We start from the raw sequence: 26063 nt of genomic DNA on the forward strand, positions 1-26063 counted from the left end.
GGGGATTCACTAACCATGAACTCACCTTCGAGTCTTCCGGCTGAACAAGTTTGTAGGCACGGACGTGGTTTCGCGTTAAGATTCCCAAGAGGCCACGGTGACGTGGAATCATAGGTGGTACCGCGGAACCTGTTTTCGTCCTATAAGCATAATTGGCTTATAGGATTTTTTTGTTTTTTAACCGGATTTAACTGGTTGATAGGTGAAATGGCCGTTTTGAATAGTCAGTTGGAAAGTCGCAATGCTAGCTTTTACATACAAGGCAGCAAGAAAGGGGCACTACTATGGCATACAACCATAAAGTCATTGAACGCAAATGGCAACATTATTGGAAGGAAAACAAAACCTTCAAAACATTAGATACGACGGATAAGAAGAAGTATTACGCCTTAGACATGTTCCCATACCCATCTGGTCAAGGATTACACGTTGGACATCCTGAAGGGTATACGGCCACGGATATTATGTCACGGTTCAAGCGGATGCAAGGGTACAATGTCTTACACCCAATGGGCTGGGATGCATTCGGCTTACCTGCTGAACAATACGCGCTCAAGACGGGTCATAACCCGAAGGACTTTACGGCCAAGAACATCAAGAACTTTAAGCGTCAGATTCGCTCATTAGGCTTTTCCTATGACTGGGACCGTGAAGTGAATACGACTGATCCAAGTTATTACAAGTGGACACAATGGATCTTTGAGCAGCTCTACAAAAAAGGGTTAGCGTACGAATCTGAAACACTAGTTAACTGGGCTCCTGATATGATGGGTGGGACGGTCGTTTCCAATGAAGAAGTGGTTGATGGTAAGACGGAACGTGGTGGCTACGACGTTTACCGGGTACCAATGAAGCAATGGAGCCTCAAGATTACGGCTTATGCTGACCGCTTGATTGATGATCTGGACGATATTGATTGGCCAGAAAATATCAAGGAACAACAACGTAACTGGATTGGCCGCTCAGTCGGCGCATCTATCCGTTTCAAGGTTGCTGGTCAACCTGACGATACTGAGATCGAAGTGTTCTCAACGCGGCCTGATACGTTGTTTGGTGCCAGTTACATGGTCTTGGCACCTGAGCACGATTTAGTTGAACAATTGACGACACCAGAACAAGCTGATGCTATCAAAGCTTACAAGGCTAAGATTGCCAGCAAGTCGGACCTTGAACGGACTGACTTGAATAAGGATAAGACCGGGGTCTTCACTGGGAGCTATGGCATCAATCCGGTTAATGGTGAAAAACTGCCAATCTGGATTGCCGATTACGTTCTGGCTTCATACGGGACTGGGGCCATCATGGCGGTGCCTGCTCATGATGATCGGGACTTTGAATTTGCACAAAAATTTGATTTGCCAATCAAACCTGTCATTGCGGGTGATAATGATTATGACCAACAAGCTTACACGGGCGACGGTGAACACATCAACTCAGGTTTTGTTGATGGTTTAGCGAAGCAACCAGCGATTGACAAGATGATCGATTGGTTAGGCGAACACCATGCTGGTGAAAAGAAGGTCAACTATCGGTTACGTGATTGGATCTTCTCACGGCAACGGTACTGGGGCGAACCGATTCCGGTTATTCACTGGGAAGACGGCGAAACGACGCTGGTTCCCGAAGACGAATTACCATTGCGGTTACCAGCAACTAAGAACCTGGAACCATCCGGGACTGGTGAAAGCCCGTTAGCCAACATCGATGATTGGGTCAACGTGGTTGATGAAAACGGTCGTAAAGGTAAGCGTGAAACCAACACGATGCCACAGTGGGCCGGGAGTTCATGGTACTTCTTACGTTACGTTGATCCGCACAACCGGGAAGCTTTGGCTGATTATGACAAGTTGAAGTACTGGTCACCCGTTGACTTATACGTGGGCGGTGCCGAACACGCGGTCTTACATTTGCTTTATGCTCGTTTCTGGCACAAGTTCTTGTATGACTTAGGGGTTGTGCCAACCAAGGAACCATTCCAGAAATTGGTTAACCAAGGAATGATCTTGGGCGACAATCATGAAAAGATGTCGAAGTCACGTGGTAACGTGGTTAACCCTGATGACATCGTTGAGCAGTATGGTGCCGATACGTTGCGGTTATACGAAATGTTCATGGGACCATTGGAAGCTTCGATTCCGTGGAGTACCGATGGGTTACACGGCGCTAACAAGTGGATCGAACGGGTTTGGCGCTTAATGATCGATGAAAATAATCGGGTTCGTGACCGGGTTACTACGATCAATGACGGCAAGCTGACAAAGATTTACAACGAAACCGTTAAGAAGGTCACGGAAGACTATGAAGCCATGCGCTTTAACATTGCGATTTCGCAAATGATGGTCTTCGTGAACGAAGCGTACAAGGTCGACGATTTACCAATCATTTATATCGAAGGCTTCGTGAAGTTATTAGCGCCGATCGCACCACATTTGAGCGAAGAATTATGGTCATTATTAGGCCATGATGACACGATCACCTACGCCACTTGGCCAACGTATGACGAATCTAAGCTAGTAGAAGACACGGTCCAAATCGTGCTTCAAGTTAACGGTAAAGTTCGCTCACACGCCGAAGTTGCTAAGGATATGGGTAAGGATGAACTTGAAAAGTTAGCCTTGGCGGATGACAAAATTCAAGAATTTACGGCTGGTAAGACGGTTCGTAAAGTGATTGCCATTCCTGGTAAACTGGTTAACGTGGTTGCCAACTAAGTAATGATTAAATATAACTGGTTGAATTTAATTCAGCTGGTACTGAGCGTGGTATCGATTGACGATTGTCAGTTGATACCACGTTTTTGTTTAATTAAGGTGTGACGAATTGGTTCTAGCTAACTGGGGCACTTGGTTAAGTGAATAATAATTCTAGCAGCAGTAAATGAGCTATTTGTAGTGGTTGCGATGTGTTTTTAATGGGCAGCGACTGCCGGGACCATTTATGCTTAAACTACAAGCGTGATTGGTGGCTTAGGTTGCAGTATGGTGGGGCCGATTGTTTTAATATTAGTGTCATGCGCTCAGCTTAGTGAAGGTTAGCGACGTGATATGACCGAAGCAAGTGCAGGTGTTTGATAACAGTATTAATGCGTTGTGCTAGTTAATCGCTCGTGAATCATGATTGAAATAGGCCCGTTCGTTAAGATCAAATGCCACCAGTTGGACCCAGATCCAATGAACAACTAGAGGATACACGCAACGTCCAAACTATAAAATTGTTTATATTAAATATACGAGGACGCGCATATGCTGACGAACAGCAAGCTAGCGTATGAGCCTGTTTTAAACATGCTTCATCCTAACCAACAATTAGAACAATTCGGTATGGCTAGGATGATTTTTAACTTAGTTGGATTTCACAAGTTATCATTAAAGTTCGGTTAAACTCACGCCTAAGCCCGGAATTGAATTGCAACTTGTTTGTTTTTCATCTAAAATGATTAGGATTGAATTAAGAAAGTGGGTTACGAACATGTCTGAGGAATCAAAAGCTAATCAGCCCAAGAACATGCACGTGAATTCCGAAGCCGAAGCGCACCAGAAAATGGTTCGGGGTTCGGCTTGGATGACGGCTGGGAGTCTCTTTTCACGGGTGCTCGGGGCGATTTATATTATCCCGTGGGTTATCTGGATGGGTGCTGACTTTACGCAAGGTAACGCGCTTTATGCCAAGGGATATAATATTTATAGTTTTTTCCTGCTGATTGCGATCGGGGGAATCCCGTCCGCAATTTCTAAACAACTTTCGGAATATAATGCGATGAATGAGTACGCGGTTGGGCAACGATTATTCAAACGGGGGCTGCTGCTGACGTCTGCTTTTGGAATCGCCGGCGCTATTATTTTATGGTTCGGTGCGGGGGTGATTTCAACTGCTTTTGGGGGCTATGATGCCAACCTGATTCCCGTCCTGCACGCGTTAGCCATTGCCTTGGTTATTCTGCCATCGATGTCACTGACCCGGGGCTTTTTCCAAGGATACCAACAGATGGCACCATCCGCGATTTCCCAATTCGTGGAACAAGTCTTTCGGGTTATCTACATGTTGGGGGCTACGTACTTTATCATGCGTGTCGCCCATGGTGATTGGGTGAATGCGGTCACACAATCGACGTTTGCTGCGTTTGTCGGGGCAGCTGCCAGCTTCTTGCTCCTGGGATGGTACTATTTCCGTAAACGGCCGGAGTTGAATGCCTTAGCTGCTCAGAGTGAGAATCAATTAGTCATTCCGGTTTGGCAACTGTTCCGTGACATTATTATTCAGGCGATTCCATTTATTGTGATTGACACGGCCACAACGGTCTTTAACTTGCTGGATCAAGCAACGTTCCAACCGATGATGCGCCTAGTGTATCAGCTTGGTACTAAGCAAATTGATACCTTATACGCGTATTTTGCGTTTAATGCCAATAAGTTAGTGATGATTATTGTTTCGTTGGCATCCGCAATCGCCGTAACGGTTGTGCCGATTTTATCGGAATCATTGGCCAGTCATAATATGCGAAATATTCGTAAGCAATTGGAAGACTCGATTATTTTATTCCTATTTATCATGATTCCAGGGGCGCTGGGGATGGCCGCGGTGGCGCAACCACTCAACACGCTCTTCTATAGTTATGATCAAATTGGTACGTTGATTCTTCAGATCTCAGCGTTTACTGCGATTGCCCTTGGATTTTTCACGGTAATCTCAGCATTGATGCAAGGACTCTCCCGCAATCGGGACATTATTCGCTACTACTTAGTAGGGTTATTAGTCAAAATTATCATTCAATTGCCGTGTATCTATTTTTTATCAACGGCGGGTCCACTGGTCGCAACGGCAATTGGGATGATGGTTGCGAGTCTAATGGCGATGTATGATTTGGAAGTTAACTTTGGGATCCGGTACGTGAAGTTATTACCAAAAATCAACCGAATTTTAGTGTATTCGATCTTAACGTATGCGACGGCTCGGTTAGTCGTTTACGGCTTAAACTTTATTTTGAATGAACACAGTAAGACGCAATCGCTTTTAATTGTGGCCATAGCGGTAATGGCTGGCGGTGCAGTTTATGTTTACTTGGCGCTCCGTTCACGGATGGCTGATTTAATGATTGGAACGAAGGCCGCTGGGTTACGACGGAAATTACGGATTAAATAGGTGAATTATGCGAGTAGATAAATTTTTACATGCAATGCGAATTGGGACCCGAACCCAGGTGCGGCGCTTAATCAAGGATGGACATATTACGGCCAATGGCGAACCGGTCATTTCGGGTAAGCAACAAATCAATCCTGGTAGCGACACGGTTCTTTTGGATGACGTTCAGGTCCGGTACCAACAATACTTTTATTACGTGATGAATAAGCCAGTTGGGGTTATCACGGCCACAACGGATGCTGCTGCGAAAACGGTGATGGATCTGTTCAACACGACTGATTTTCGTGACGACTTGTTTCCAGTGGGTCGGCTAGACAAGGACACCGAGGGGATTTTGGTAATCACAAACGATGGTGCCTTATCCCATGACTTATTGTCGCCGAACCACCACGTGACCAAAGTCTATGAGGCTGAAGTGACCGGTGAAATTACGGCCGCTCAACTAGCTGGGTTTAATGACGGTATTACCTTAAAAGATGGGACCGAATTACAACCTGCCCAAGCAGAGATTGTTGCCTTCCATGAAATCGAGAACTTTACCACGATTCGAATCATGATTCATGAAGGCAAATATCATCAAGTGAAACGGATGGTCGGGACTTTAGGTGAACGGGTCGTTGGCTTACGGCGAATCAAATTTGGTTCGTTGACGTTACCCGTTGGTTTGTTGGCAGGAAACTATCGCGCGCTGACTGACGATGAACTGGCGGCGTTGAAGGCGGATGCTAACCAACCAGTAGGCGAATAGTGAGTTAAAGTCAATTGGCTACTGTAGTGATTGCAAGATTAAATGCGTAAAAGAGCGCGTGACAAGCAATCTTTTGGCGGACATTTCGATAATAGTGATAGAAAAATTGTGCCCAGTTTCTTGAGAAGTTTTTTCTTAAGAAACTGGGCACAATTATTTTTTTAGACGATTTTAGTCGTACACGTCCAGCTAGCTAGGGCGTTCAATCTGACTAAAGCGGTGCATGTAAGTCGGAATGCGGGTACTGATTTGATGCGGTAAGACGACGTACCGGGTCGCGGCGAGATCATCGGCAATGGCACTGTGTAAGTAGACCGCGCTGAGAATCGCTGCGGTGAAGTCATCAAATTGTCCCACGAAGCCACCAATCATACCAGCCAACGTGTCACCCATACCGCCCGTTGCCATGGCTGGGGTGCCTCCCGGATTGAACCAAACCCGTTCGTCAGTATAGATGGTTGTGCGATGCGCCTTGACAACGGCCGTAACGCCTAGCCGTTTTTGTGCGTCATGGTTGGCCGTTGGCGTTTGATCCTTGATAGCGATACCGCTGAGTCGTTGCCATTCCATCTGGTGTGGCGTGACGACGATGTCCGTTGCGGGAAGGGACCGTGGCTGCTGAGCAAGTAATGTCAAGGCCGAACCGTCGATGACCAACCGCTGTGGAGCGTGAGTCGCGGCGATGACGGCGGTCAATAACTGATCAGCGATTGTATCCGTTCCAAGACCCGGTCCAATGATGATGACGTCCATTCCTGTCAGCATGTTCAATAAGGTGTCAGTCTGGTGATAGTCGATGACCATCGCTTCGGGTAGTCGAGCATGCAGACTTGTGAAGTTAGATGGATCGGTGGCGACGGTTACCAGACCTGCGCCACTATACGTTGCAGCAGTGGCGGCCATGATGATAGCCCCGCCAAAATTCTGGTTGCCACCAATCAGCATGACTCGGCCGTAATTACCTTTGTGAGAATCAGCCGGTCGTTTGATAATTGTCCGGCTAACAATTTCGGCTGTAATAGGTTGCATGAGATGACCAGCTTTCTAAGTTAATTTACTTTGAGTATACCATTTTCCAAAAGCGGTTACTTACGATTATTAAGTTGACGACAGCTATGCTAAAATTAAGGTAACAATATGTGGGAGGAATTTAACATGTCAGTTGATTGGAAAAATGAAGCAACTAAGCATCAAGATGATTATCTAGCAGATTTAACCACTATGCTCCGCGTGCCGAGCTTTCGTGACGATAGCCAGGCGACGGACGACGCACCGTTAGGACCAGGTCCTAAGCAAGCGTTAACCACGTTTTTAGCGATTGCGGAACGCGATGGTTTTAAGACTAAGAATATCGATAACTTGGTCGGTTATGCTGAAATTGGTGAGGGGAATGAAACCTTAGCAATTTTAGCCCATGTGGATGAGATGCCTGCTGGTAACGGCTGGGATACGGACCCCTTTGAACCAACTATCAAAGATGGTAAGATGTATGCCCGCGGCGTTTCCGACGACAAAGGTCCTGGAATAGCGGCTTACTATGGCTTAAAGATCGTTAAAGAACTTGGTTTGAAGCTCAATAAGAAGATTCGCTTTATTGTCGGGACCGATGAGGAAAGTAATTGGACGGGGATGAAACGCTACTTTGAAGTTGAACCAGCGCCAACCTTGGGCTTCTCACCAGACGCCATGTTCCCGTTGATCAATGGTGAAAAGGGAAATGTGAGTCTGCAATTACACTTCGGTCATGAAGATAATGGCGACTTTAACCTTGTTTCCTTTGATTCTGGCTTGCGTGAAAATATGGTGCCGCGTGATGCCGAAGCCGTGGTCGCGACGGACGACAACGAGCAGTTTGCGGCCGACTTCACAGCGTTCTTGGACCAACAACCCGTTACTGGTGAATTAACGGTCGTTCCTGAAGGCGTTAAGCTGGAAGTTGTTGGTAAGGCGGCTCATGGGATGGAACCCCGTAATGGGATCAACGCCGGAACCTACCTCGCAACGTTTTTGACCAACTATGCTTTTGCCGCTGATGCCGCTGCTTTCTTAGACTTCGTGGCTAACAAGCTCCACGATGATTCACGGGCCAACCACTTAGGCTTAGCTTACAAGGATGACGTCATGGGTGATTTGACGATGAATGTTGGGTTACTCAGCTTTGACCACCAAAAGGGTGGCGAGCTAACATTGAATTTCCGTTATCCTAAGGGGATCGAACCGGCAGACTTGACGGCAAAAGTCCAAGCACAGCTACCTGCGGGGGCCACTGTTACGCAGGGTGACTTCATGGTGCCACATTACGTTGACCCTGAAGATCCAATCGTTAAGGATTTGATGGACGTTTACCGGCGTCAGACTGGTGACACGGCCTCACAACCACAAATCGTCGGTGGTGGGACTTATGGTCGAATGATGGCCCGGGGAGTAGCCTTCGGGGCGCTCTTCCCAGATACCGAAGACACCATGCACCAAGCCAATGAATTCCAACCAATTGACGAATTGATGGCTGCAATGGCCATTTATGCCGAGTCAATTGCCGTATTAGCAACCGACAAATAAGGATTGTTTGATGGAGGGTGATGGTTATGACGATGGTTCAACGAATTTTAGTCGGCATCGATACAAGTCCCCAGTCCCAACTGGCGTTAACAAAGGCAATCACGATCGCGGTCGAACAAAATGCTACTCTGGATATTGTGACGGTCATTAATACTGAAAAGTTTATTGGTGTTACGCAGGGGCCGATGGGGTTTGGTGCGACGACCCCCCAATCATTGAATGAATTGACGGCCGGGCTTAAAGCGAATCTTGCCACGGCGCGCCAACAAGCAGTAGCCGCGGGTGTTAACGATGTGCGCGTACATCTACACTCGGGCAATTCTAAGTTGTTATTAGCGACGACGCTACCAGAACGCTATGGTACTGATCTGATCGTTGTGGGTGCGACGGGGTTGAATAACGTGGCCCGGGTGCTGATCGGCTCCAACGCGGCTTATGTGATTCGAAATGCCACGTGTGATACGCTGGTCGTACGGACGGATGCTAATCAGCGACCAGTGACGTTGCCGAAACGTTCAACGCGGCGACTGTGATTGGCATAAATAGTGCGAGACCAGTAACAGTTAAACCGGCCTTAACGTGCCGTTGGTATGGATTTGAAAACGCTGATTGTTTTCAGATGTAGTGCCATTAACTGACCGATGTCCCTTTTAGGCCAGTAACAAAATAGTTGCGTCAAGAATTCACGAAATTCTTGATGCGACTATTTTTTATTTCGGGCATTTTGTAATTGTTTATGAAAAAAATACATAACCCATACATTATTTTTACATTATGCCAACGTTTCCGATACGTTCATCTGGCATGATTTAAGTGTAATCCAATGAATTACAAATAAAAGGTCGAGGGGATATGGATATGGGAATTGAGTTGCAGGGCATCACAAAGACGTATGGTAAGGCTGAGCAGCCAGTTTTGCATGATGTGAACGCTGAGATTCAAGATGGGGAATTATTCGTGATTGTTGGACCGTCTGGTTGTGGTAAAAGTACGTTACTACGGATGATTGCCGGTATCATTCCAATTACGAGTGGTAAGCTGGCCATTGACGGTCAGATCATGAACGCGGTCCCGCCTAAAGATCGTAAGTTAGCAATGGTTTTTCAGAGCTACGCCTTGTATCCATTTTTAGATGTGGCGGCCAATGTTGCTTTTGGTTTACAAGCGCGTAAGATGCCGGCCGTAGAAGTCGAACAGCGCGTCAACGAGGCTCTAAAGCTGGGTGACTTGACGGCTTACCGGAATCGTAAGCCGCGTGAGTTATCTGGTGGTCAACGACAGCGAGTTGCCCTCGCCCGGGCGATTGCTAGTGATGCCAAAATCTGTCTGATGGATGAGCCATTGTCTAACTTGGATGCGCAGTTACGAGTCCGGATGCGCACTGAAATCCGCGAGCTGCAACGTAAATTAGGCCTGACACTGATTTATGTCACTCATGACCAGACGGAAGCAATGACAATGGCTGATCACGTGATGGTGCTGCATGAACAGCATGTGCAGCAGATCGATACGCCACTGGATATTTATAACCATCCTGCGAACCATTTTGTTGCTGAATTCTTTGGAACCCCGCAGATTAATTTGTTGCCAGTAACGACTGAAATAACCCGGGAATTACAAGTTACGGCAGGTTTTCAGCTGACTTTGCAACGGCCACTCACAGCTGGTACTTACACGCTTGGTATTCGGCCCAATCAGTTGCTGGCACTACCAGTTGCTGCAGGTGCCGGCAATGGAGTAGTAACTAACGTTGAAACATTGGGCGAGCTGACGATTATTGAAGTACTGACGGATAACGGAACAGCCTTACGAATCGTTCAATCTGGTCAGGTGCAATTCCCCCTTGAACAACGGGTGCAAGTAAGTGCTCAGGGTAAAATTCTTATCTTTGATGAGCATGAACAACTAATTGCCGAAGAGGAGGGCGCGACTAATGATCAATTCGTTTCCGTCAATTAAACGACGGACCCCAAAAGCACCGGATGCTAATGATCAAGCAACTGATCAGGTCATCGGTTTTGAATTAAGACGCAATGATAAATATTATGCTTGGTTATTTCTAGGACCATCTTTGTTAGTACTCAGTATCTTTGTTTTTTATCCGATGTTACGCACGCTGTACCTTAGTTTCTTCTTGACGAATAGTTTTGGTGAACCAACCGTTTTTGTTGGACTGCAGAATTACCTTGATTTGTTAACAACGAAAAGTTATTTAGCTAGTTTACAAGCTACTGGTATCTATGTTGTGGGTGTGACCGGATTCACGCTAGTAGGCGGTTTATTATTGGCAGCGGCGGCTAATCAAAAGATCCGGGGCATTGAACTATTTCGGACGATCTTTACATCAACGATGGGGGTTTCGGTCTCAGTATCTGCGATTTTTTGGCTGTTTATGTTTAACCCGTCAATTGGACTATTAAATAAAGTTGCCGTCTGGCTGCACTTGCCAGCCGTCCACTGGTTAACGTCGCCACATTGGGCCATGGTCGCCGTTATTATGACTAGTGTCTGGATGCACTTGGGATTTACTTTTTTGATCTTTTTCGGTGCTTTACAGTCAGTGCCAAAAACCTTATACGATGCAGCGGACGTTGCGGGGGCCAGTCGGCGTTACCAATTCGTTCACATTACGTTACCGATGATTTCACCGACCCTCTTTTTCGTGGCGGTGATTACGCTGATTTCGGCCTTTAAGAGTTTCGGACTAATTGATCTGATGACTGCTGGTGGACCAACGGATGCGACTAATTTATTAGTTTATCGAATTTATCAAGATGCATTTGTTGATGGTAACTATGCGCTTGCCAGTACTGAATCAATCATACTAGCGGTCATAATTGCAGCCATTACAGTGGTCCAATTCAAACTCTTAGCAAAGCGGGTGAACTACTGATGGAAAATACGCTTGCCACTCAGGCACTAATTCGGCGTCGTTTTGGGATCATCTTCAGATATATTTTATTGACGGTACTCGCATTGATCATTATTCTACCGTTCATTTTAGGGTTATGGACGAGCTTTTTACCGACAACGACCATCGCGAAGGGGGCGTTGAGCGGGACGCTTTCTTGGCAGAACTATCAAGATGCATTTACTAAAACGCCTATTTTACGGTATTTGTTTAATAGTTTGGTGATTTCTTTGATCCAGATGGTCGCCCACTTGTTTTTCGCATCAATTGCGGCGTATACCTTTGTATTTTTAGAATTCAAATACCGGGATGCGTTGTTTTACCTAGTCTTGGCAACGATGATGTTGCCATTTGAAGCAGAAGTGATTCCGAATTTTCACACAGTGCGGGCCATGCACTTATTAGACCACTATGCGGTGATGGTCGTTCCGTTCCTAACTTCGGCATTTGGCATTTTCATGTTACGGCAGGCCTTCCGGCAAATTCCGTGGGATTTAAAGGAGGCTGCTGATGTTGCCGGTTTATCACACTGGCAATTTTATCGTCGTGTTGCCATGCCATACTCACGTATCAGTCTATTGACATTAACGGCCTACAGCTTTTTAGGCAGTTGGAATCAATACCTATGGCCAATGCTGACTACTTTTTCAAATCGGCTACGACCAGTGCAAGATGGCTTACGGCAACTTCATTCAGAAGAGACGGCTACTAACTGGGGACTTGTTCAGGCGAGTGCCGCCATTGTGGTGATTCCCACGTTGATTGTGTTGTTCTGGGGCCAACATTATTTTAAGTCTGGATTGAATGAAGGTTCGGTGAAATGATGAAAATTAAGTGGAAATGGCAATGGCTAGCAGGGATTCTGGTTGTTATTTTGGCATTGGGGACGGTCGTTTATAATCGAACGCAAGTAAATGCTGACAGTGGTCGCATCAAAGTTGTTTTCTGGCATGAAATGAAGGGTCCTGGCCAACAAGCCATTGACGCGTATGTTAAAGCGTTTAATCAACAGCAATCTAAGTATCAAGTTGTTGCTGAATTTGAGGGTGGTTACAATGGCGTCATTCAAAAGATTTTGAATACGCACGGTACCGCTGCGTCACCAGCTTTATTTCAATCAATGGATATTTCTACTAGTCAGATGTATCATAGTGGTTTTACGACCCCCATGCAGAAATTTGTGGATCGCGATCACTATGATGTTGATCAGATCATTCCGGGAGCTAAGGCGATTGTCATGCGTAATAGTCAGTTGTTAGCTATGCCATTCAACGCGTCACAAACGGCCCTTTACTATAATAAAGCCGTCTTGCGGCAGTACGGGATTACCCCACCGCCAGTGGATCCAACTTACGATGATATTACACGCGTTGCCAAGGCAATTCACGACAAATCTCATGGTAAGGTGAAGGGGATGACAATGGAGGCCTATTCTTGGCTGTTTGAGCAATTAGTGGCTAACGCTGGCGTTCCGGTTGCCAATCATAATAATGGTCATACTGGCAACGCTACTAAGGTCGATTTTACGAGTCCAGCCGCGATTAATGCTATGAAGTGGGTCAAAGAAAATATTGATTATGGTGACTTTATGAATTTTGGCTCTGGTGGTAACGCTGCGGCCAATGAAGCAGCGTCCTTTTTAGCTGAGCATTTAGGCATCTTCATGCAATCGTCCGCCAAAACTGGCCAATTATATCAGGTGCTCAAAAATGACCTGGGCGTCACCTACTTTCCGCGGCCAAATGGTCAGAAAGCTAATGGAATTGCGGTCGGTGGCGCGGCCCTCTGGATTGCCAACGATAAACCAAGTGCGGTTCAAGACGGGGCTTGGGAATTCACTAAGTTTTTGGCTAGCGCACAGACGCAAGCCGATTGGCAAGCCAAGACTGGTTATTTAGCCGTTAATAAGGGGGCTAAGGACGAGCCAACGCTGAAAAAGCTATTCAAGAAGTCGCCGGTCCTAGAAGTTTCTGGTAATCAGATGCTACGAACGAAGCCTAATAATACGAACTCAGGTGTCTTTGTCGATGGTTGGGTTCCCGCACGGACGGCGATTCAAACGGCGATGCAGCAGATTTTTGTAGGCCAAGATATTCGACAAGCGTTGCAAACAGCTGAAAATACGTACAATAAAGTGTTAGAATCAAATAACCGTGCGAACGGTCGTCATTAATTGGAAAGAGTTGAAGAATTGTGCCAAATATGTCGTTGATTTATGGTCATCGGGGCGTTCCCGTTAAGTTTCCTGAGAATTCATTGGCCGGGTTTGCCTATGCCATCAGTCATCATATCGATGGTTTAGAGTTTGACGTACACCTCACTAAAGATCAAGTGCCAGTGATTATGCATGATGAGTGGCTTGATCGAACGACTAATGGTCAGGGGGCGATTGCCAATCTGACTTTCAAGCAGTTACGCCGATATGCCTTGGCGAATGGTGAACCGGTCCCCTCATTGCAAGAATTTTTGAATTTGGTCAGTGGTGAGCCAGTCCACCTGAATTTGGAGTTTAAGACGGACCGACATTATTATGTTGGTATTGAACGGATTGTGTTGCGGATGATTCAACAAACCGACTTAGTTTATCCAGTCGTGTTTTCATCATTTAACTTGAAGAGCTTGCAGCGTGCCTATGCGATTGATGCGCGCCAAAAATATGCTTTCTTGACTTCAGCACGGTTAGGTAATCCAGATGAGTTTGCAATCCATGAACACTTAGAAGGTGTCCACCTGGAGCATTACCAGCCGGTCCAACACGTTGCTGAACGGGTGTGGACGGTTGATGAGCCAGCCGTGATGCAACAATTATTTGCGGCGTCAGTCAATGCCGTGATTACTAATAATTTTGAATTAGCACAACAAGTGCGAGCGGCAATGTAATATCATATGGATGTGGCTGATTGTTAGCTAAAGCTTGGCTAATGGTTAGCTACAATTATGAGTTCCAGAATTGCTACTATGGTGGTGAGCCAGCAACCTAATAGGGTGGACTAGTAGTGTGGGGTGAACCAGTGCTGATTAAACCAGTCTAGGAAAAAATTAATGGTGCCCAGTTTCTTGAGTTCTTAAGAAACTGGGCACCATTTTTATATCAATATTATCGAAACGTGGGTCAAAAGGCTGCTGGCCAGCAACCTTTTGACCCACGTTCTTTTAATCTGGCTATTAGACGGTGGTCGGATTACGAATCTTACCTAATTCAGAATCAATTTGGGCAAGAACGGCCTGTTGGTTAGCAGGCTTTTCTAAGTCAAAATGTTGTAAATCGATCTTCATTTTAGGGCTAGCATCGTATTCATCATACCATTTCCGGTAAGCGGTCCACATCTTATAGTAATAAGATTCCAGTTCAGGATTGTGATCGAACTGTTCGTAGTCGCGACCGCGTTTCTTGATCCGGTAAAGAATCGTATCGAAGTCAGTTTCAGAATAGACCATCAAGTCCGGTGCCTTCTTAGGCAGTTCAGTCAATTCGGTCATCATATTGTCTAGTAATTGCAAATAAACATTCAATTCAGTATCAGAGATGTTTCCTTCAGCGTTGTTTTCTTTGGTGAAGAGGGCATCTTCATAGATGGAGCGGTCGAGGACGTTGTTATCGTCGGCCAATGCCTTCTTGATCATTGCAAAACGTTTGTTGAGGAAATAGATTTGTAATAGGAACCCATAATTCTTAGGATCCGAATAGTAAAGTGGCAATACGGGGTTGTCGCCAACCGGTTCGTAAAATGCCTTAGTTCCAAGGTGATCAGCAATTAACCCCGTTAACGTGGTTTTGCCGACCCCAATCATTCCTGCTGTTATTATCACCATGATAGCCCCTCTTTATAAAAAATTGCACAATATATTGTATCTCAAAAAAAGTTTTAATACCATATAGACTTTTAATGAAAAATTTGCTTAGGGGCCATTTTCACTTATTTTTTAGCCTGTTCTTTTAATAAATCGCGAATTTCTTCCAAGTATTGCGCGGAAACATCGACTTCTTCTTCCTCTGGTTCTTCTGGTTCATTTTTAACGACTTTATTAATAATTTTCACCAGAATGAAAACGACAATCGCCACAATGAAGAAATTAATGATGGCATTTAAGAATGAGCCGTATTTGAAGGTGGCATCACCAATACTGATTTTTAAGTTGGATAAATCAACTTTACCTAAGAAAATCCCGATTAATGGATTAATTAAGTTGTCCGTCAACGATTTAACGATGGCAGTAAATGCGGACCCAATAATAACCCCAACGGCCAAATCAATCACGTTACCGCGGGCAATAAATTCTTTGAATTCTTTAATCATGCGACTAGCACTCCTTTATTAATTGACTGTTTTCAGTATAGCCAAAATCAAACGCTGACTCAATCAATATACCAATCTAATTTAACCGTAAGTTTATGTCTAATCAAAGCATACCCGTGTCGATTTACTGAATCATAATGATTAGTTTTGTTTGGATATTGACTTAATTTTGCAAGCAAACAGCGCGCGAAGATGGCGTGAGACGCGTCTTCAGTGATATATGAAGCAAACGCGACCGGGTACGGCGCAGAATTAGTCCTGAGTGTCATCTGACGCCGATGCCCACATTGTCGCTGGTGGTCACACTTAGTCTTGGATTGTACTGGGATCATCAGTGCAAATCACGATAAAGCCCATTTTCAATGGTCACTATACACTTGGTGGTTTAGCTGTTGCTAGGTCTGACGTGATCAAGCTAGCCAGAAGCTATCCTGGCATGGAACGTCATCTAGATGATACGATCAAGAAAAGCGACTTTCTTCGATGTTGAGAAAGTCGCTTGGAAGTGCCATTCTAAATAACTAAGGAGGTGCAAGTTACTAGTTACTTGTGTGACTAATTTTTATCCTGATCAGCTGCTTTTGCCCGCGCTTTTCGCTGAACAAGGGCTGCTAGTTTACTCTGCGTTGCTTTGACTGCTGCGGAGTCTTCAAAGTCGATCTGAGCGAGGCGGGGGTAACGGCGGATAAAGAATAACCACGTTAAGGCAATGAACAGGATCAGAAACAGCCCTAAGACACCCATTTCAGGTAGGGCGGTATTACCGGTCATCAATGTTTGCCGTAAGCCGTTCACACTATAGCTCATCGGTAACCACGGATGAATAACTTGGAAAAAGTGGCCGGATAATTGAATTGGATACGTTCCGGCTGAGCCTCCGAGTTGTAGGACCAAGAGTACCATGCTGAAGAAGGCCCCGGCCTTACCGAGAACTAAGTTAAGCCAGGCGACAATCGTCATAAAGAGTAGCGCCGTCAGTGTGAGTAGCAACCACGTGGCCCAGGGGTGAATCGGGCTGAGACCATTGATCAGCATCATCAGACCAAGCATGATACTGCTTTCCATAATTGAGAAGACAAGCATGATGCTGGCTTTACTGCTCCACCAGTCGAGTGCGGACTTCGGATGCTTGCGTGGGGTATACATATCAAACATCATGTTGAGAGCCAGGGCACCAACAAATAACGAAACACTTAACATATAAGGCGCCATGCCAGTCCCATTATTAGGAACGTCATCACGGTCTGTGTGAGTCGTTGTGACTGGTTTAGCAACTTGTTGATACGTCAGCTTGGATGGTTTGATTTTACCTTTGTCGGCAGCTGCTCCCAGTTTGGTTGCTAAGGTTTGATTACCAGTTTGAAGTTTGCTACCAGCGCTCGTGACTTGGTTAGCCCCACTGGCTAGTTGTTGTGCGCCAGTCGCTAATTGTTTGTTACCGTTAGCGAGTTGGTTACTTCCAGCTGTTAAGGTGTTGCCGCTAGTGGCGAGTTGGTTGAGACCCGTAGCAACGCGTTGACTGCCCGTTGCGAGTTGAGAAACGCCATTGGTTAAACTTGGCAAGTTGGACTGGACATTTTGAAGTCCCGTTGCCACTTGACTAGTACCTTGGGTTAACTGGTTGCCCTTAGTACTGAGTTGACTCGTTCCGGTGGCCAGTTGCTGAGTCCCAGCGGCGACTTGGTTAGCACCGGTTGCGAGCTGTTGGCTCTTCTGATTGAGCAGACTAGTATTAGCGTTGAGCGTCTGGAAGCCCTGGGTTAGTTGCTGACTGTTGGTGGTGAGCGTGTTGGTCCCACTAGCTAAGTTGGTTGCACCAGTGGCAATCGTGGTAATTCCAGTTGTCAGTTGTGGTAACGTGGCATTAAACTGGGCTAAATTAGAACTTAGCTTGTTAGCTGCCGTGCCCGTCGTCTGAAGGCCCGTCGTTAGTGATTGTGCACCAGCGGTCAGCCGCGACACTGTTGAGGCGAGGGCGGTTTGTTGTTGATTGGTCGCACTGAGCGCCTTAGTCAGGGCGGTGGTGTCTACGGTTGGCTGATCGACTTGTGTTAAGGCCGTCGACAAACTAGTTAGGGCCGCGTTGATGGCATCGCTATTGGCCGACTGATCGACCGTTGCCAAGATAGCTGATTTTTGGGCCGCCGTTAATTTTTGACTATCTGCCGTTGCCGCCACGCTTGCGTGGAGGGTGTTGCTAGTTTTAATGGCTGTTGTTAATGTGTTCAGGGCAGTTTTGACCGCTGTTAGGTTGGTCCCGGCAGCTTGCTTTTTCATGGCTGTCACGGTTGCATTAATTGCTGCTTGGTTGTCTTCAGGTTGTTTAAGTTGTGATTGCAGTTTTTGTAAGCCCGTTGTGAGTGTCGTGCTAGCTTGCCCTAGCGTCTGAATACCGGTGCTTAGCTGACTTGCTCCGTTGGTTAGGGCGGTAGTTGCACCAGTTAGACGTTGCGTTCGTGACTGTAATTGATCAGCGCCTTGGCTAAGACTGTTAGCCCCAGTGTTGACCTTATTGACACCAGTGACATAGGTGTTCAGGCCGGTACTGAATTGTTGGGTGCCAGTCGCCAGTTGCGTCGTCCCACTGCTGAATTGCTGAGTGCCACTAGCAACTTGGTGAGCACCGCTGTTGACTCTAGTTGTCCCAGTGTTGACTTGTTGAACGCCGGCGACGTATTGGCCAACGCCCTGATTCAAAGCTTGAGCACCATTACTAAGTTGCGCTATTCCGGCGACTAGTTGGTTGCTCTTAACGAGTAGCTGCGTTAGACCAGCGACAACTTTTTGATTGCCAGCTTGGAGTTGTGAGGCCCCGTTGATATATTTGGTCAACCCAACGGTCATTGTTTGACTACCCTGCTTTAATTTCAGTGAGCTGGCGGCTAAGGTGTCTAGGTTAGTTGCAATTTTTTGATTGGCGGTTTGTAGTTGCTTGCCGCCCGTTGCTAGCTTCTGATTATTAGTAGCTGCTGTTTTAAGGCCGCTGTCAAGTTGTTTGATGGCTGCAAACATCGTCTTAGCATAACTGGTCGTGATGGTCTGGGCCACGGATGTGCGGATGGAAGTTACTGCGGAGTCAGCCATCTTACTGGCAACGAAGTTATGGCCGGCACTCGTGTCATAGTGTAAGACCATGGCTTGCGGATGCTGGTCAAGCAAGGTGGTTGCGTGGCGTGAGAAGCTTTTTGGAATCGTTAGGACCATGTAGTAATGGCCGTTTTTTAAGCCCGTTGCCGCTTGATCAGCGCTGACTTGCTTGAACTTTAAGGCATCGGATTTTTTTAAGGTGGTCGTCAAATTCCGTCCGACGCTGAGCTGTTTGCCCTGATAAGTGACGGCCTGATCGTGATTAACGACGGCTACTGGCAGGTCATTTAAACGCCCATATGGATCCCACATGGAGCGAAGAAACGTGACGGCATAGATTGATGGGATAAACATGATGATGGCCATCACGATAATCATCAGTTTGTGCTTTCGCATATACGCCCATTCTGCTTTAATCATTATAATGTACGCCCCTTTAATTGAATGTTGATTTGAATTGGCACAGAAGTAAATCCCCATATGTGCATTAATGAGAATAACAGGTTTTAGAAATCGTGCCACATCAACTTAGGACAATGTGAGGCTTAATCCACAGATTGGGAACAAGTGGGGTTTAAAATCTGGACGATGATTATTAGAAACGGCAGTGCGCATGATGATGACCTTATGGTGTGGGCAATCTTATGAGATTCAGTTGGTTAGTTTTGTAATCTTTAAACGGATACGATGTTTTCACGGAATAGTATTACTGACTTGTGTCTGCTAGAGTCTGAACAGACAAGTTAAAATTTGTTCTTGAATTTCAACCAATGTAGATAGCGGTCATGCGTTTTTTTCAGCCGCTGATAGCGTCGTGGTTGCTTACGGTAAAAGTCTTGATGGTAATTTTCTGCGGGCCAAAATTGCTGTAGCGGTTCAATGGCCACGACAATTGGTTTTTGATAACGTTGCGCGTCGATAACGGCTTGTTTGGATGCTTGGGCAATGGCTAATTGACTTTGATCGGCATAGAAGATAACTGGTCGATACTGGCTACCACGATCGTTAATTTGGCCAAAGCGGTCAGTGGGGTCGATCAATTGCCAATAAATATCGACCAGTTCCTGGTATGAGATTTCACGGGCATCATACTTAATTTCAACGGCTTCAACGTGCCCAGTATACTGCCCGCTAACTTGTTCATAAGTAGGTTGTTCCCATGAGCCACCCGTGTAACCAGAAATGACGGCGTTAATTCCGGGACGCTGATCAAAGGGCTCAACCATGCACCAAAAACACCCGCCAGCAAAGACAGCCCGTTCTTCATGAGGTGATGCTACCGTCGGCCGGGATGTTGTCACTGTTGTTCGCGTCGGGGTAGGCGCATTGCCAGTGATTGCGAGATAAAAGTCCATGACATCCGGAGTTAAGTTGTCGCGGATAGCTAGTGGCCGCAAATCAGCTTCCAGTTGTTTTAATTGGCCAGTCGGTGACAGTTGCTGATGATTGTCCTTGGCTTGGACTAATAAGTGGCGTTCCCAGTCCCGCGTCGCCGGGTTGATAATTAGGTTGTATAATTCGCGTAGTAAGTCTTCGCTGTTTGATTTCATCTGGATTGCGATGCAAAATATGAAGAAATATCGTAAGTCATGACTAATTTCTACATTTATGGCGATTGCATATTTCCTTTCTTTAGCTTGTTGATTGTTGTAGCACCTGACCCGGTTATAGTGGCACACTGAGCAACTCTGGAGACGTTAAGCGTAGTTAGAACCGGCCTTTTTGAATACTGGTGTCTATCGTTAGAAGATAGTTAATTTAAGTTGATTCTAACATGATGGTTTCACCGGTACATAATGTTATGATTTGAGATTTGGTTCCGATAATCTCAAAGTTAACTGGCTGATGTTCAAAACGTCATGCGGTAAGTGTGACGGGTCAAGAAAAATTTCCGCGAGTTTCAAATTCAAAAGGAATTCAAAAGTGAATACTTTTAGTAAAAACAATCACCGATAGAACTTAAAAGAAGACAATACTTTCAGTCAAGAATGGCTATAAGTATTGTCTTCTTTTGATACTGACCATATGAATTACGCCTTGTTGTGCTGCCGGCTATCAACCTTAATGAATTCGTGTAAAAAGTCGGCGACCTTTTTACCAGGAAATTTGGTACTTAAGAGTCCGTACGCTACCGTAACATCCGTTTTTAATGGAATAGTAACCAGGTTAGGGTGAATGTTTTTCCATGGGGTTAGGCTAATCATTGCAATATTTTCTTCAACCGTTTGATTGAAGGTATTGATGTCATAGCGACCACTAGTATCAATGGGATGAATACTTGGAACGGTGGCCAACATTTCTTGTCGCAAAATATCGTTTTTCTCACTGATACCTACCGGAACCATCAGGACTTTCTGATCAGCTAAATCTGCAAATGAAATTTCATCTAACTGTGCTAACGGGTTGTCACTTCGCACAGCGATACCAAATTGATATGAGCCTAACTTTACGGCACTAAAGGCGTGTTTCAACGTGGTACTGTCAAACGTTCCAACGATTAGGTCGCTACTACGGCCCAACATCGCGTATTCACGATTACTAGAATTAAGATCTTCTTGTAGTTGGACTAGCCGAATTTGAAATTTATCCATGGTCGGTGCAACTTGTTGCCATAACTGCATAAATGGATCAGCGGGATGTAGTAGTGAAGTCCCAATCGTAATAATTCGCTTATCATCCGTACGAACCCGACGTGTTTCTTCGACAGCCGTATTTAATAAGTCTAAAACTTGTTGCACGTACGGCTTGAACTTTTTACCTTGTGGCGTCAATTGCACACCGGTAGCGGTTCGATCAAAAAGTTTAAGGTTGAGTTCGATTTCAAGTCGGTTGATTTGTTTCATGACGGCTGTTCCGGAAATAAAACTCTGCTCGCCGGCTCTAGTAAAGCTACCGTACTCGCTAACTCGTAAAAACGTTTGTAGTTGGTTAATATCCATGACAATTCCTCCAATAACTGGAGTATAAACCAATAGTTGATAGTCGGTCAACGATTGGATTCTTCAAATTAGTCCATATCCGACTATACTAGTATTTGTAGTTAAGACACATGAGTTGACGAAAAGAGGTCACCAATGAACAAAAAGGTAAAGGGTATGGTAATCGGAATCATCGTAGTTTTAATCGGCGTCATGGGATTGGGATTTAGTTTGGTCCATCATCCAGCAACTAGTAGTCGAGCTAAAACAGCAACGAATGCCACAGTGATTAGAAATAAGACAAGTTCAAGCAGAGTTGATCGTTCAAGCCAGACCTCAACAATTAATGACGCTGATGTCGTTGGGGTTTGGATCAATCATCATAACAAAGAAATTCATCAAAAAATCACCTTCACTGCGGATCATAAGTGGAAAGAAAATCAACATCATGTGACTAATATTTATTCTGGAACCTGGAAACGAATTGGTCATAATCAGATTCTGCTAGCGCCTTATAACGAAAAGATTCGTCTTTACGGTGCGAACTTCCAGACAATGAACGTTTTGAGCTATGATCATATCTTAAATAAACAAATTAATTAGGAGGAAACAAATTATGTCAGTAGAAAATAAAGTTATTGTTATTACCGGTGCTTCTTCAGGAATTGGCGAAGCTAGTGCCAAATTATTAGCAAGTCATGGTGCGAAGGTCGTTTTAGGCGCGCGTCGCGAAAGTCAGTTACAGGAGATTGTTAACGATATTAAAGCTAACGGTGGTCAAGCTGTCTTTCGAGTAACGGACGTTACGAACCCGGCTGATTTGACGGCATTAGTTGACTTAGCCAAGACTGAATTTGGTGCAATTGATGTAATCTTTAATAACGCCGGTATTATGCCAACCTCACCAATTAGCGCCTTAAAGACTAATGAATGGAACGCCATGATCGACGTTAACTTAAAAGGAGTCTTGAACGGGGTTGCCGCAGTAATGCCCGATTTCACGGCACAAAAACACGGACAGATCATCACGACTTCCTCAGTTGCCGGTTTAAAGAGTTTTGCTGGTTCCGGTGTTTACGGTGCGACTAAGTTTGCAGTTCGGAATTTAATGGAAGTTATTCGAATGGAGAGTGCGCAGGAACACACGAATATTCGGACGACCAGCCTTTATCCAGCAGCCATTAATACTGAACTTTTACACACCATTACTGATACCAGTTCCAAGCAGGGCATGAATAAGTTATACGCAGCCGTCGGTATTACCCCAGACGCCGTTGCCCGGGTCGTTGATTTTGCAGTTGCCCAACCAGACGAGGTCAATGTGAATGAATTTACGATTTATCCAACGAAACAAGCCTAAGGTATTTAAATAGGGAAGAAGCGATTAGCAAGTGCAACGGTTGATTAATAAAGAAAATATTTATCGCGGCTTGGTGGCAGGACTAGTATTGATCCAGCTATTAGAGTTAGTGGTACCACTCAAATTAACAATTTTGGATGCGTGCTTTGCCATTGGTGTCACAATTCTAGGTATCCCAAGTTTGAGCCGTTCCTTTTAAATCGCTACCTTAATTTTCTTTGGCACAGGATTAGGTTTGCTAAGTACAACTGGGTTAACGCTAGTCAGCGTGGCAACTGCCATCGTTTCGATGGTCGACATTGTGGTTTTACTGGTCGTGATGCAACTTTTTCTCATACCAGTCACGGTCGGAAACTATCAAACGGCGGTTGAGAAATTTATGCAAGGCCATGTCCATGGGCCTAAACAGACCTATGCATTTGTCATGTTAGTAACCCATTTACTTTCCAGTATTCTTTCTATGGGAACCGTCGCTATCGTCCTATCGATCTTAAGTGACAGCATTAAACGCCAAGTCAAGGATTCGGTTCATTTTTCGGCGACTGCGGTTACTCGGGCATTTACTCTTGGAACATTGTGGGCGCCAGGTGCGGCAACTATTTTCTTGATCAGCTCTGTAACAAAAGTCAGTTGGACCCGATTATTTATTCCATGCTTGATCTTAGGGTTGTTAGGTTTAGTGCTCGCGTATGTTATGGAGCATAGCCAAGCTTACATGCAGGAAACATCAACCACGGTTAATCAGGATGTTCAGCGTAAAAATGAGACACATGCGTCTTTATTGGAACTGGTACTCGCAGTGGTTGCCTTACTGATGTTGAGCTTTGTATTGATGGAAAACAAAGTTGCGAGCTCGATGGATTCAGTGACGCTGGCTGGTTTACTGATTGTTCTGATTTGGACCGGCCTATTAAGTTTTAAGCGTGGGAATAAGATGGCGGTCTTTAACCCCATTTTAAAAAAAGCCGCCACGTCTTATTGGCATCAAGGAATTGCTAGTGGCGCTTCGTTAGCGCCATTCTTTGTTGGTATTGGGACCTTCACGTATGGGTTTCAGCATTCGATCATTAGTACCCAGCTGACGACAACTTTAACCCCGTTATTTTCCCATCTAGGCTGGTGGTTAGTACTACTAGTTCCTATCATTGTTGTTTTGGTCTCACTGATTGGCATTCATCCACTAGCATCAGTTGCTTTAATTGGAAAAGTTATTATGGCAATGCACATTTCGTTGTCGCCATTACTGATTGCGCTTAGTTTAAATATCGGAAGCGTTGCAGCGTACATGTTATCGCCGTTTGCCGGAATTGTCATGATTGTGGCGACGTTGTTGAATGTTGGCCCAGGGACCGTTTCGATTCGTTGGAACTGGAAGTTCTGTTCAGTATTTCTATTAACCAGCCTAATTGGCGCAGTATTGTTGAACTTAGTATTTTAGAAAAGGAAGCTATTATCATGAAAAAAGTCATTTTATTAGGCGCAACGAGCAACATTTCCGCCTTCTTAATTCCACGTTTGTTGGAAGAATCCGACATCGAATTAACCTTGTTTGCACGGAATGCTAGCCGGCGGTTATTGCAATATTCAGATCATAACCGGGTGACGTTGATTGATGGAAACTGGAATAATTTATCTGATTTAGAAACCGCAATCAACGGCCAAGATATTGTGTATCTTGCAACCGGTCATTTCACGACAGCCAATCAAAATGTGGTCAGCACTATGAAGACCGACGGGGTCGACCGGTTGATTGTGGCTGGCGGATTAGGTATTTATGACGAGGTTGCTGGTAAGTTTGGCATCTGGAATGCCCAGATGATGGGAGATTACACGGAAATCAAGCGGGCGGCACAAGTAATTGATGATAGCGGTTTGAACTATACTTTTCTCCGTATGGCCTGGTTGTATAACAATGATCAGCACCTTGATTATAAAGTGATTCCGCAGGGGACGCCGTTCAAGGATACGCAGGTTACGCGCCAAGCCGTTGCCAAGCTGATTGCCGATATTATAAAAGATCCAGTGCTCTATCAGCGTACTAGCATTGGGGTGGCTGAGCCAAATACTGCTTGGGACAAACCGAGCTTTTATTAGGAGATGAAATCAATGCAGATTACAGTTGGACTAAAAGACGGCTATTTGCCAATGATTTATACAAGTCAGGCAAATGTCAAACGTGGTAACCAGCCAATCATGTCGTTTCCAATCGAAGTTCGTGGTATTCCGGCTAAAACGAAGTCCTTAGCGATTTCGTTAATTGATTATGATGCAGTTCCGCGGACCGGTTTCCCATTTATTCATTGGTTAGCGGCAAATGTGCCACCAATGGCCGAAATCCCAGTTGATTTCAGTCGCAACTTTGAGGGACCCCAGGGTCAAAATTCATGGATGTCGCGATTTTACGGCATTAATGATTCGTATTTTGCGAATCACTATGCTGGTCCGAATCCACCTGACCAGTCACATCATTACACTTTAACCGTTTATGCACTCAGTCAGGACATGCAACTAGAGAATGGCTTTTATTACAATGATTTTCGCAACCAGCTAGCTGATCGAGTCATTGAAAAAGCAGGGCTGCAAGTGTTAGCTAAAAATTAGTTGTTTGAAGGGATGAGTCATTATGGATCAAAATAAACAAAGTATTCAAAGCGGGCTGGTTACGATGGGTGAATGGAACATCGCATTTCAGTAATGTTTCACGGGTAATAGTTATCATAATTCACTCGTAAAAGACAGTGATGTTGATGTGACCGTCAGCAATGTCAGCTTCGAACCCGGTTCACGCAATAACTGGCATATTCATCATAATGGATACCAGATCACAGGTGACTGGTGGTGCGGGCTGGTATCAAGAAGTAGGTCAACCAGCGGAACGGTTACATCCTGGTGATGTCATTGTCACCCACGATGGGGTTAAACATTGGCGGGGCGATCAAGGATAGTTGGTTTAGTCATATTGAAATTACTGCCGGCATGTCAGAATGGTTAGAACCACTTAGTGACGCTGAATACGATACTTTAAGCTAGATAGGGAGAATGA

Annotated in this window: 22 protein-coding genes, 1 pseudogene and 1 other annotated feature (1 of these 24 only partly in view); of the genes and pseudogenes, 17 read left to right on the forward strand and 6 right to left on the reverse strand. The window is 45.3% G+C overall.

From position 1 onward, the window contains the following. Positions 1–146: a binding site (T-box leader), on the forward strand; it begins 65 nt to the left of the window's first position. A gap of 138 nt (positions 147–284) precedes the next feature. The 3 genes from leuS (at position 285) to LP667_RS05400 (ending at position 5887) form a co-directional block, all read left to right on the forward strand. Continuing rightward, entirely contained in the window at positions 285–2711 is a 2427-nt protein-coding gene (gene leuS, locus LP667_RS05390) for a leucine--tRNA ligase (protein WP_021731304.1), read from the forward strand. 757 nt (positions 2712–3468) lie between these two features. Further along, on the forward strand, positions 3469–5139 hold the full coding sequence (locus tag LP667_RS05395) for a putative polysaccharide biosynthesis protein (RefSeq protein ID WP_021731306.1): 1671 nt from the start codon (positions 3469–3471) through the stop codon (positions 5137–5139). A 7-nt stretch (positions 5140–5146) separates the two neighbouring features. After that, entirely contained in the window at positions 5147–5887 is a 741-nt protein-coding gene (locus LP667_RS05400; RefSeq protein WP_021731307.1) for a 16S rRNA pseudouridine(516) synthase, read from the forward strand. Positions 5888–6076: 189 nt separating this feature from the next. On the opposite strand, the gene LP667_RS05405 is transcribed toward LP667_RS05400, so the two are convergent. After that, positions 6077–6916 carry an NAD(P)H-hydrate dehydratase gene (locus LP667_RS05405; RefSeq protein ID WP_021731308.1) on the reverse strand — a complete coding sequence of 280 codons (840 nt, stop codon included), beginning with the start codon at positions 6914–6916 and terminating at the stop codon, positions 6077–6079. A gap of 126 nt (positions 6917–7042) precedes the next feature. On the opposite strand from LP667_RS05405, the gene pepV reads away from it, so the two are divergent. The 7 genes from pepV (at position 7043) to LP667_RS05440 (ending at position 14237) form a co-directional block, all read left to right on the forward strand. Then, complete coding sequence (gene pepV / locus LP667_RS05410; protein WP_021731309.1) at positions 7043–8446, forward strand: dipeptidase PepV; 1404 nt, start codon at positions 7043–7045, stop codon at positions 8444–8446. 26 nt (positions 8447–8472) lie between these two features. Beyond that, positions 8473–8979 carry a universal stress protein gene (locus LP667_RS05415; RefSeq protein WP_021731310.1) on the forward strand — a complete coding sequence of 169 codons (507 nt, stop codon included), beginning with the start codon at positions 8473–8475 and terminating at the stop codon, positions 8977–8979. Positions 8980–9304: 325 nt separating this feature from the next. Further along, positions 9305–10405 carry an ABC transporter ATP-binding protein gene (locus LP667_RS05420; protein WP_021731311.1) on the forward strand — a complete coding sequence of 367 codons (1101 nt, stop codon included), beginning with the start codon at positions 9305–9307 and terminating at the stop codon, positions 10403–10405. Next, the gene (locus tag LP667_RS05425; protein ID WP_021731312.1) at positions 10380–11339 is read left to right on the forward strand and encodes a carbohydrate ABC transporter permease; all 960 of its coding nucleotides are present in this window, start codon (positions 10380–10382) and stop codon (positions 11337–11339) included. The genes LP667_RS05420 and LP667_RS05425 overlap by 26 nt, the downstream gene beginning before the upstream one ends. Then, the gene (locus LP667_RS05430) at positions 11339–12181 is read left to right on the forward strand and encodes a carbohydrate ABC transporter permease (RefSeq protein ID WP_021731313.1); all 843 of its coding nucleotides are present in this window, start codon (positions 11339–11341) and stop codon (positions 12179–12181) included. Before LP667_RS05425 ends, LP667_RS05430 begins: the two co-directional genes overlap by 1 nt. Continuing rightward, positions 12178–13530, forward strand: a complete 1353-nt coding sequence (locus LP667_RS05435; protein ID WP_021731314.1) for an extracellular solute-binding protein — start codon at positions 12178–12180, stop codon at positions 13528–13530. Before LP667_RS05430 ends, LP667_RS05435 begins: the two co-directional genes overlap by 4 nt. 20 nt (positions 13531–13550) lie before the next feature. Further along, a complete protein-coding gene (locus LP667_RS05440; protein ID WP_033609428.1) occupies positions 13551–14237 on the forward strand; it encodes a glycerophosphodiester phosphodiesterase in 687 nt (228 codons plus the stop codon). 285 nt (positions 14238–14522) lie between these two features. On the opposite strand, the gene LP667_RS05445 is transcribed toward LP667_RS05440, so the two are convergent. The 5 genes from LP667_RS05445 to LP667_RS05465 all read right to left on the reverse strand — a co-directional run bounded on the left by LP667_RS05445 (position 14523) and on the right by LP667_RS05465 (position 21681). Beyond that, complete coding sequence (locus LP667_RS05445; protein ID WP_021731316.1) at positions 14523–15170, reverse strand: deoxynucleoside kinase; 648 nt, start codon at positions 15168–15170, stop codon at positions 14523–14525. A 104-nt stretch (positions 15171–15274) separates the two neighbouring features. Then, entirely contained in the window at positions 15275–15655 is a 381-nt protein-coding gene (mscL, locus tag LP667_RS05450) for a large-conductance mechanosensitive channel protein MscL (protein ID WP_021731317.1), read from the reverse strand. Positions 15656–16210: 555 nt separating this feature from the next. Then, positions 16211–19162 carry a YhgE/Pip domain-containing protein gene (locus LP667_RS05455; protein WP_056988373.1) on the reverse strand — a complete coding sequence of 984 codons (2952 nt, stop codon included), beginning with the start codon at positions 19160–19162 and terminating at the stop codon, positions 16211–16213. A 323-nt stretch (positions 19163–19485) separates the two neighbouring features. After that, positions 19486–20292, reverse strand: a complete 807-nt coding sequence (gene msrA, locus LP667_RS05460) for a peptide-methionine (S)-S-oxide reductase MsrA (protein ID WP_021731319.1) — start codon at positions 20290–20292, stop codon at positions 19486–19488. 480 nt (positions 20293–20772) lie between these two features. Further along, complete coding sequence (locus LP667_RS05465; protein ID WP_056988374.1) at positions 20773–21681, reverse strand: LysR family transcriptional regulator; 909 nt, start codon at positions 21679–21681, stop codon at positions 20773–20775. 135 nt (positions 21682–21816) lie between these two features. Between LP667_RS05465 and LP667_RS16980 the strand changes: the two genes are divergently transcribed. The 7 genes and pseudogenes from LP667_RS16980 to LP667_RS05495 all read left to right on the forward strand — a co-directional run bounded on the left by LP667_RS16980 (position 21817) and on the right by LP667_RS05495 (position 26050). Continuing rightward, positions 21817–22263, forward strand: coding sequence for a hypothetical protein (locus LP667_RS16980; protein ID WP_021731321.1), 447 nt, complete (start codon positions 21817–21819; stop codon positions 22261–22263). A gap of 13 nt (positions 22264–22276) precedes the next feature. Continuing rightward, positions 22277–23020: an SDR family oxidoreductase gene (locus LP667_RS05475; RefSeq protein WP_021731322.1), complete on the forward strand. Its 744-nt coding sequence runs from the start codon at positions 22277–22279 to the stop codon at positions 23018–23020. A gap of 31 nt (positions 23021–23051) precedes the next feature. Beyond that, positions 23052–23219, forward strand: coding sequence for a hypothetical protein (locus tag LP667_RS16985; protein ID WP_021731323.1), 168 nt, complete (start codon positions 23052–23054; stop codon positions 23217–23219). A gap of 36 nt (positions 23220–23255) precedes the next feature. Beyond that, the gene (locus LP667_RS05480; protein ID WP_021731324.1) at positions 23256–24458 is read left to right on the forward strand and encodes a hypothetical protein; all 1203 of its coding nucleotides are present in this window, start codon (positions 23256–23258) and stop codon (positions 24456–24458) included. A gap of 17 nt (positions 24459–24475) precedes the next feature. After that, positions 24476–25114: an SDR family oxidoreductase gene (locus tag LP667_RS05485; protein ID WP_021731325.1), complete on the forward strand. Its 639-nt coding sequence runs from the start codon at positions 24476–24478 to the stop codon at positions 25112–25114. A 12-nt stretch (positions 25115–25126) separates the two neighbouring features. After that, a complete protein-coding gene (locus LP667_RS05490) occupies positions 25127–25621 on the forward strand; it encodes a YbhB/YbcL family Raf kinase inhibitor-like protein (protein ID WP_021731326.1) in 495 nt (164 codons plus the stop codon). Between the two features lie 64 nt (positions 25622–25685). Continuing rightward, positions 25686–26050: pseudogene (locus LP667_RS05495) on the forward strand (cupin domain-containing protein). The last annotated feature ends 13 nt before the right edge of the window (positions 26051–26063 follow it).

It is taken from the genome of Lactiplantibacillus paraplantarum, from assembly GCF_003641145.1.
In the GTDB taxonomy this organism is placed as follows: domain Bacteria; phylum Bacillota; class Bacilli; order Lactobacillales; family Lactobacillaceae; genus Lactiplantibacillus; species Lactiplantibacillus paraplantarum.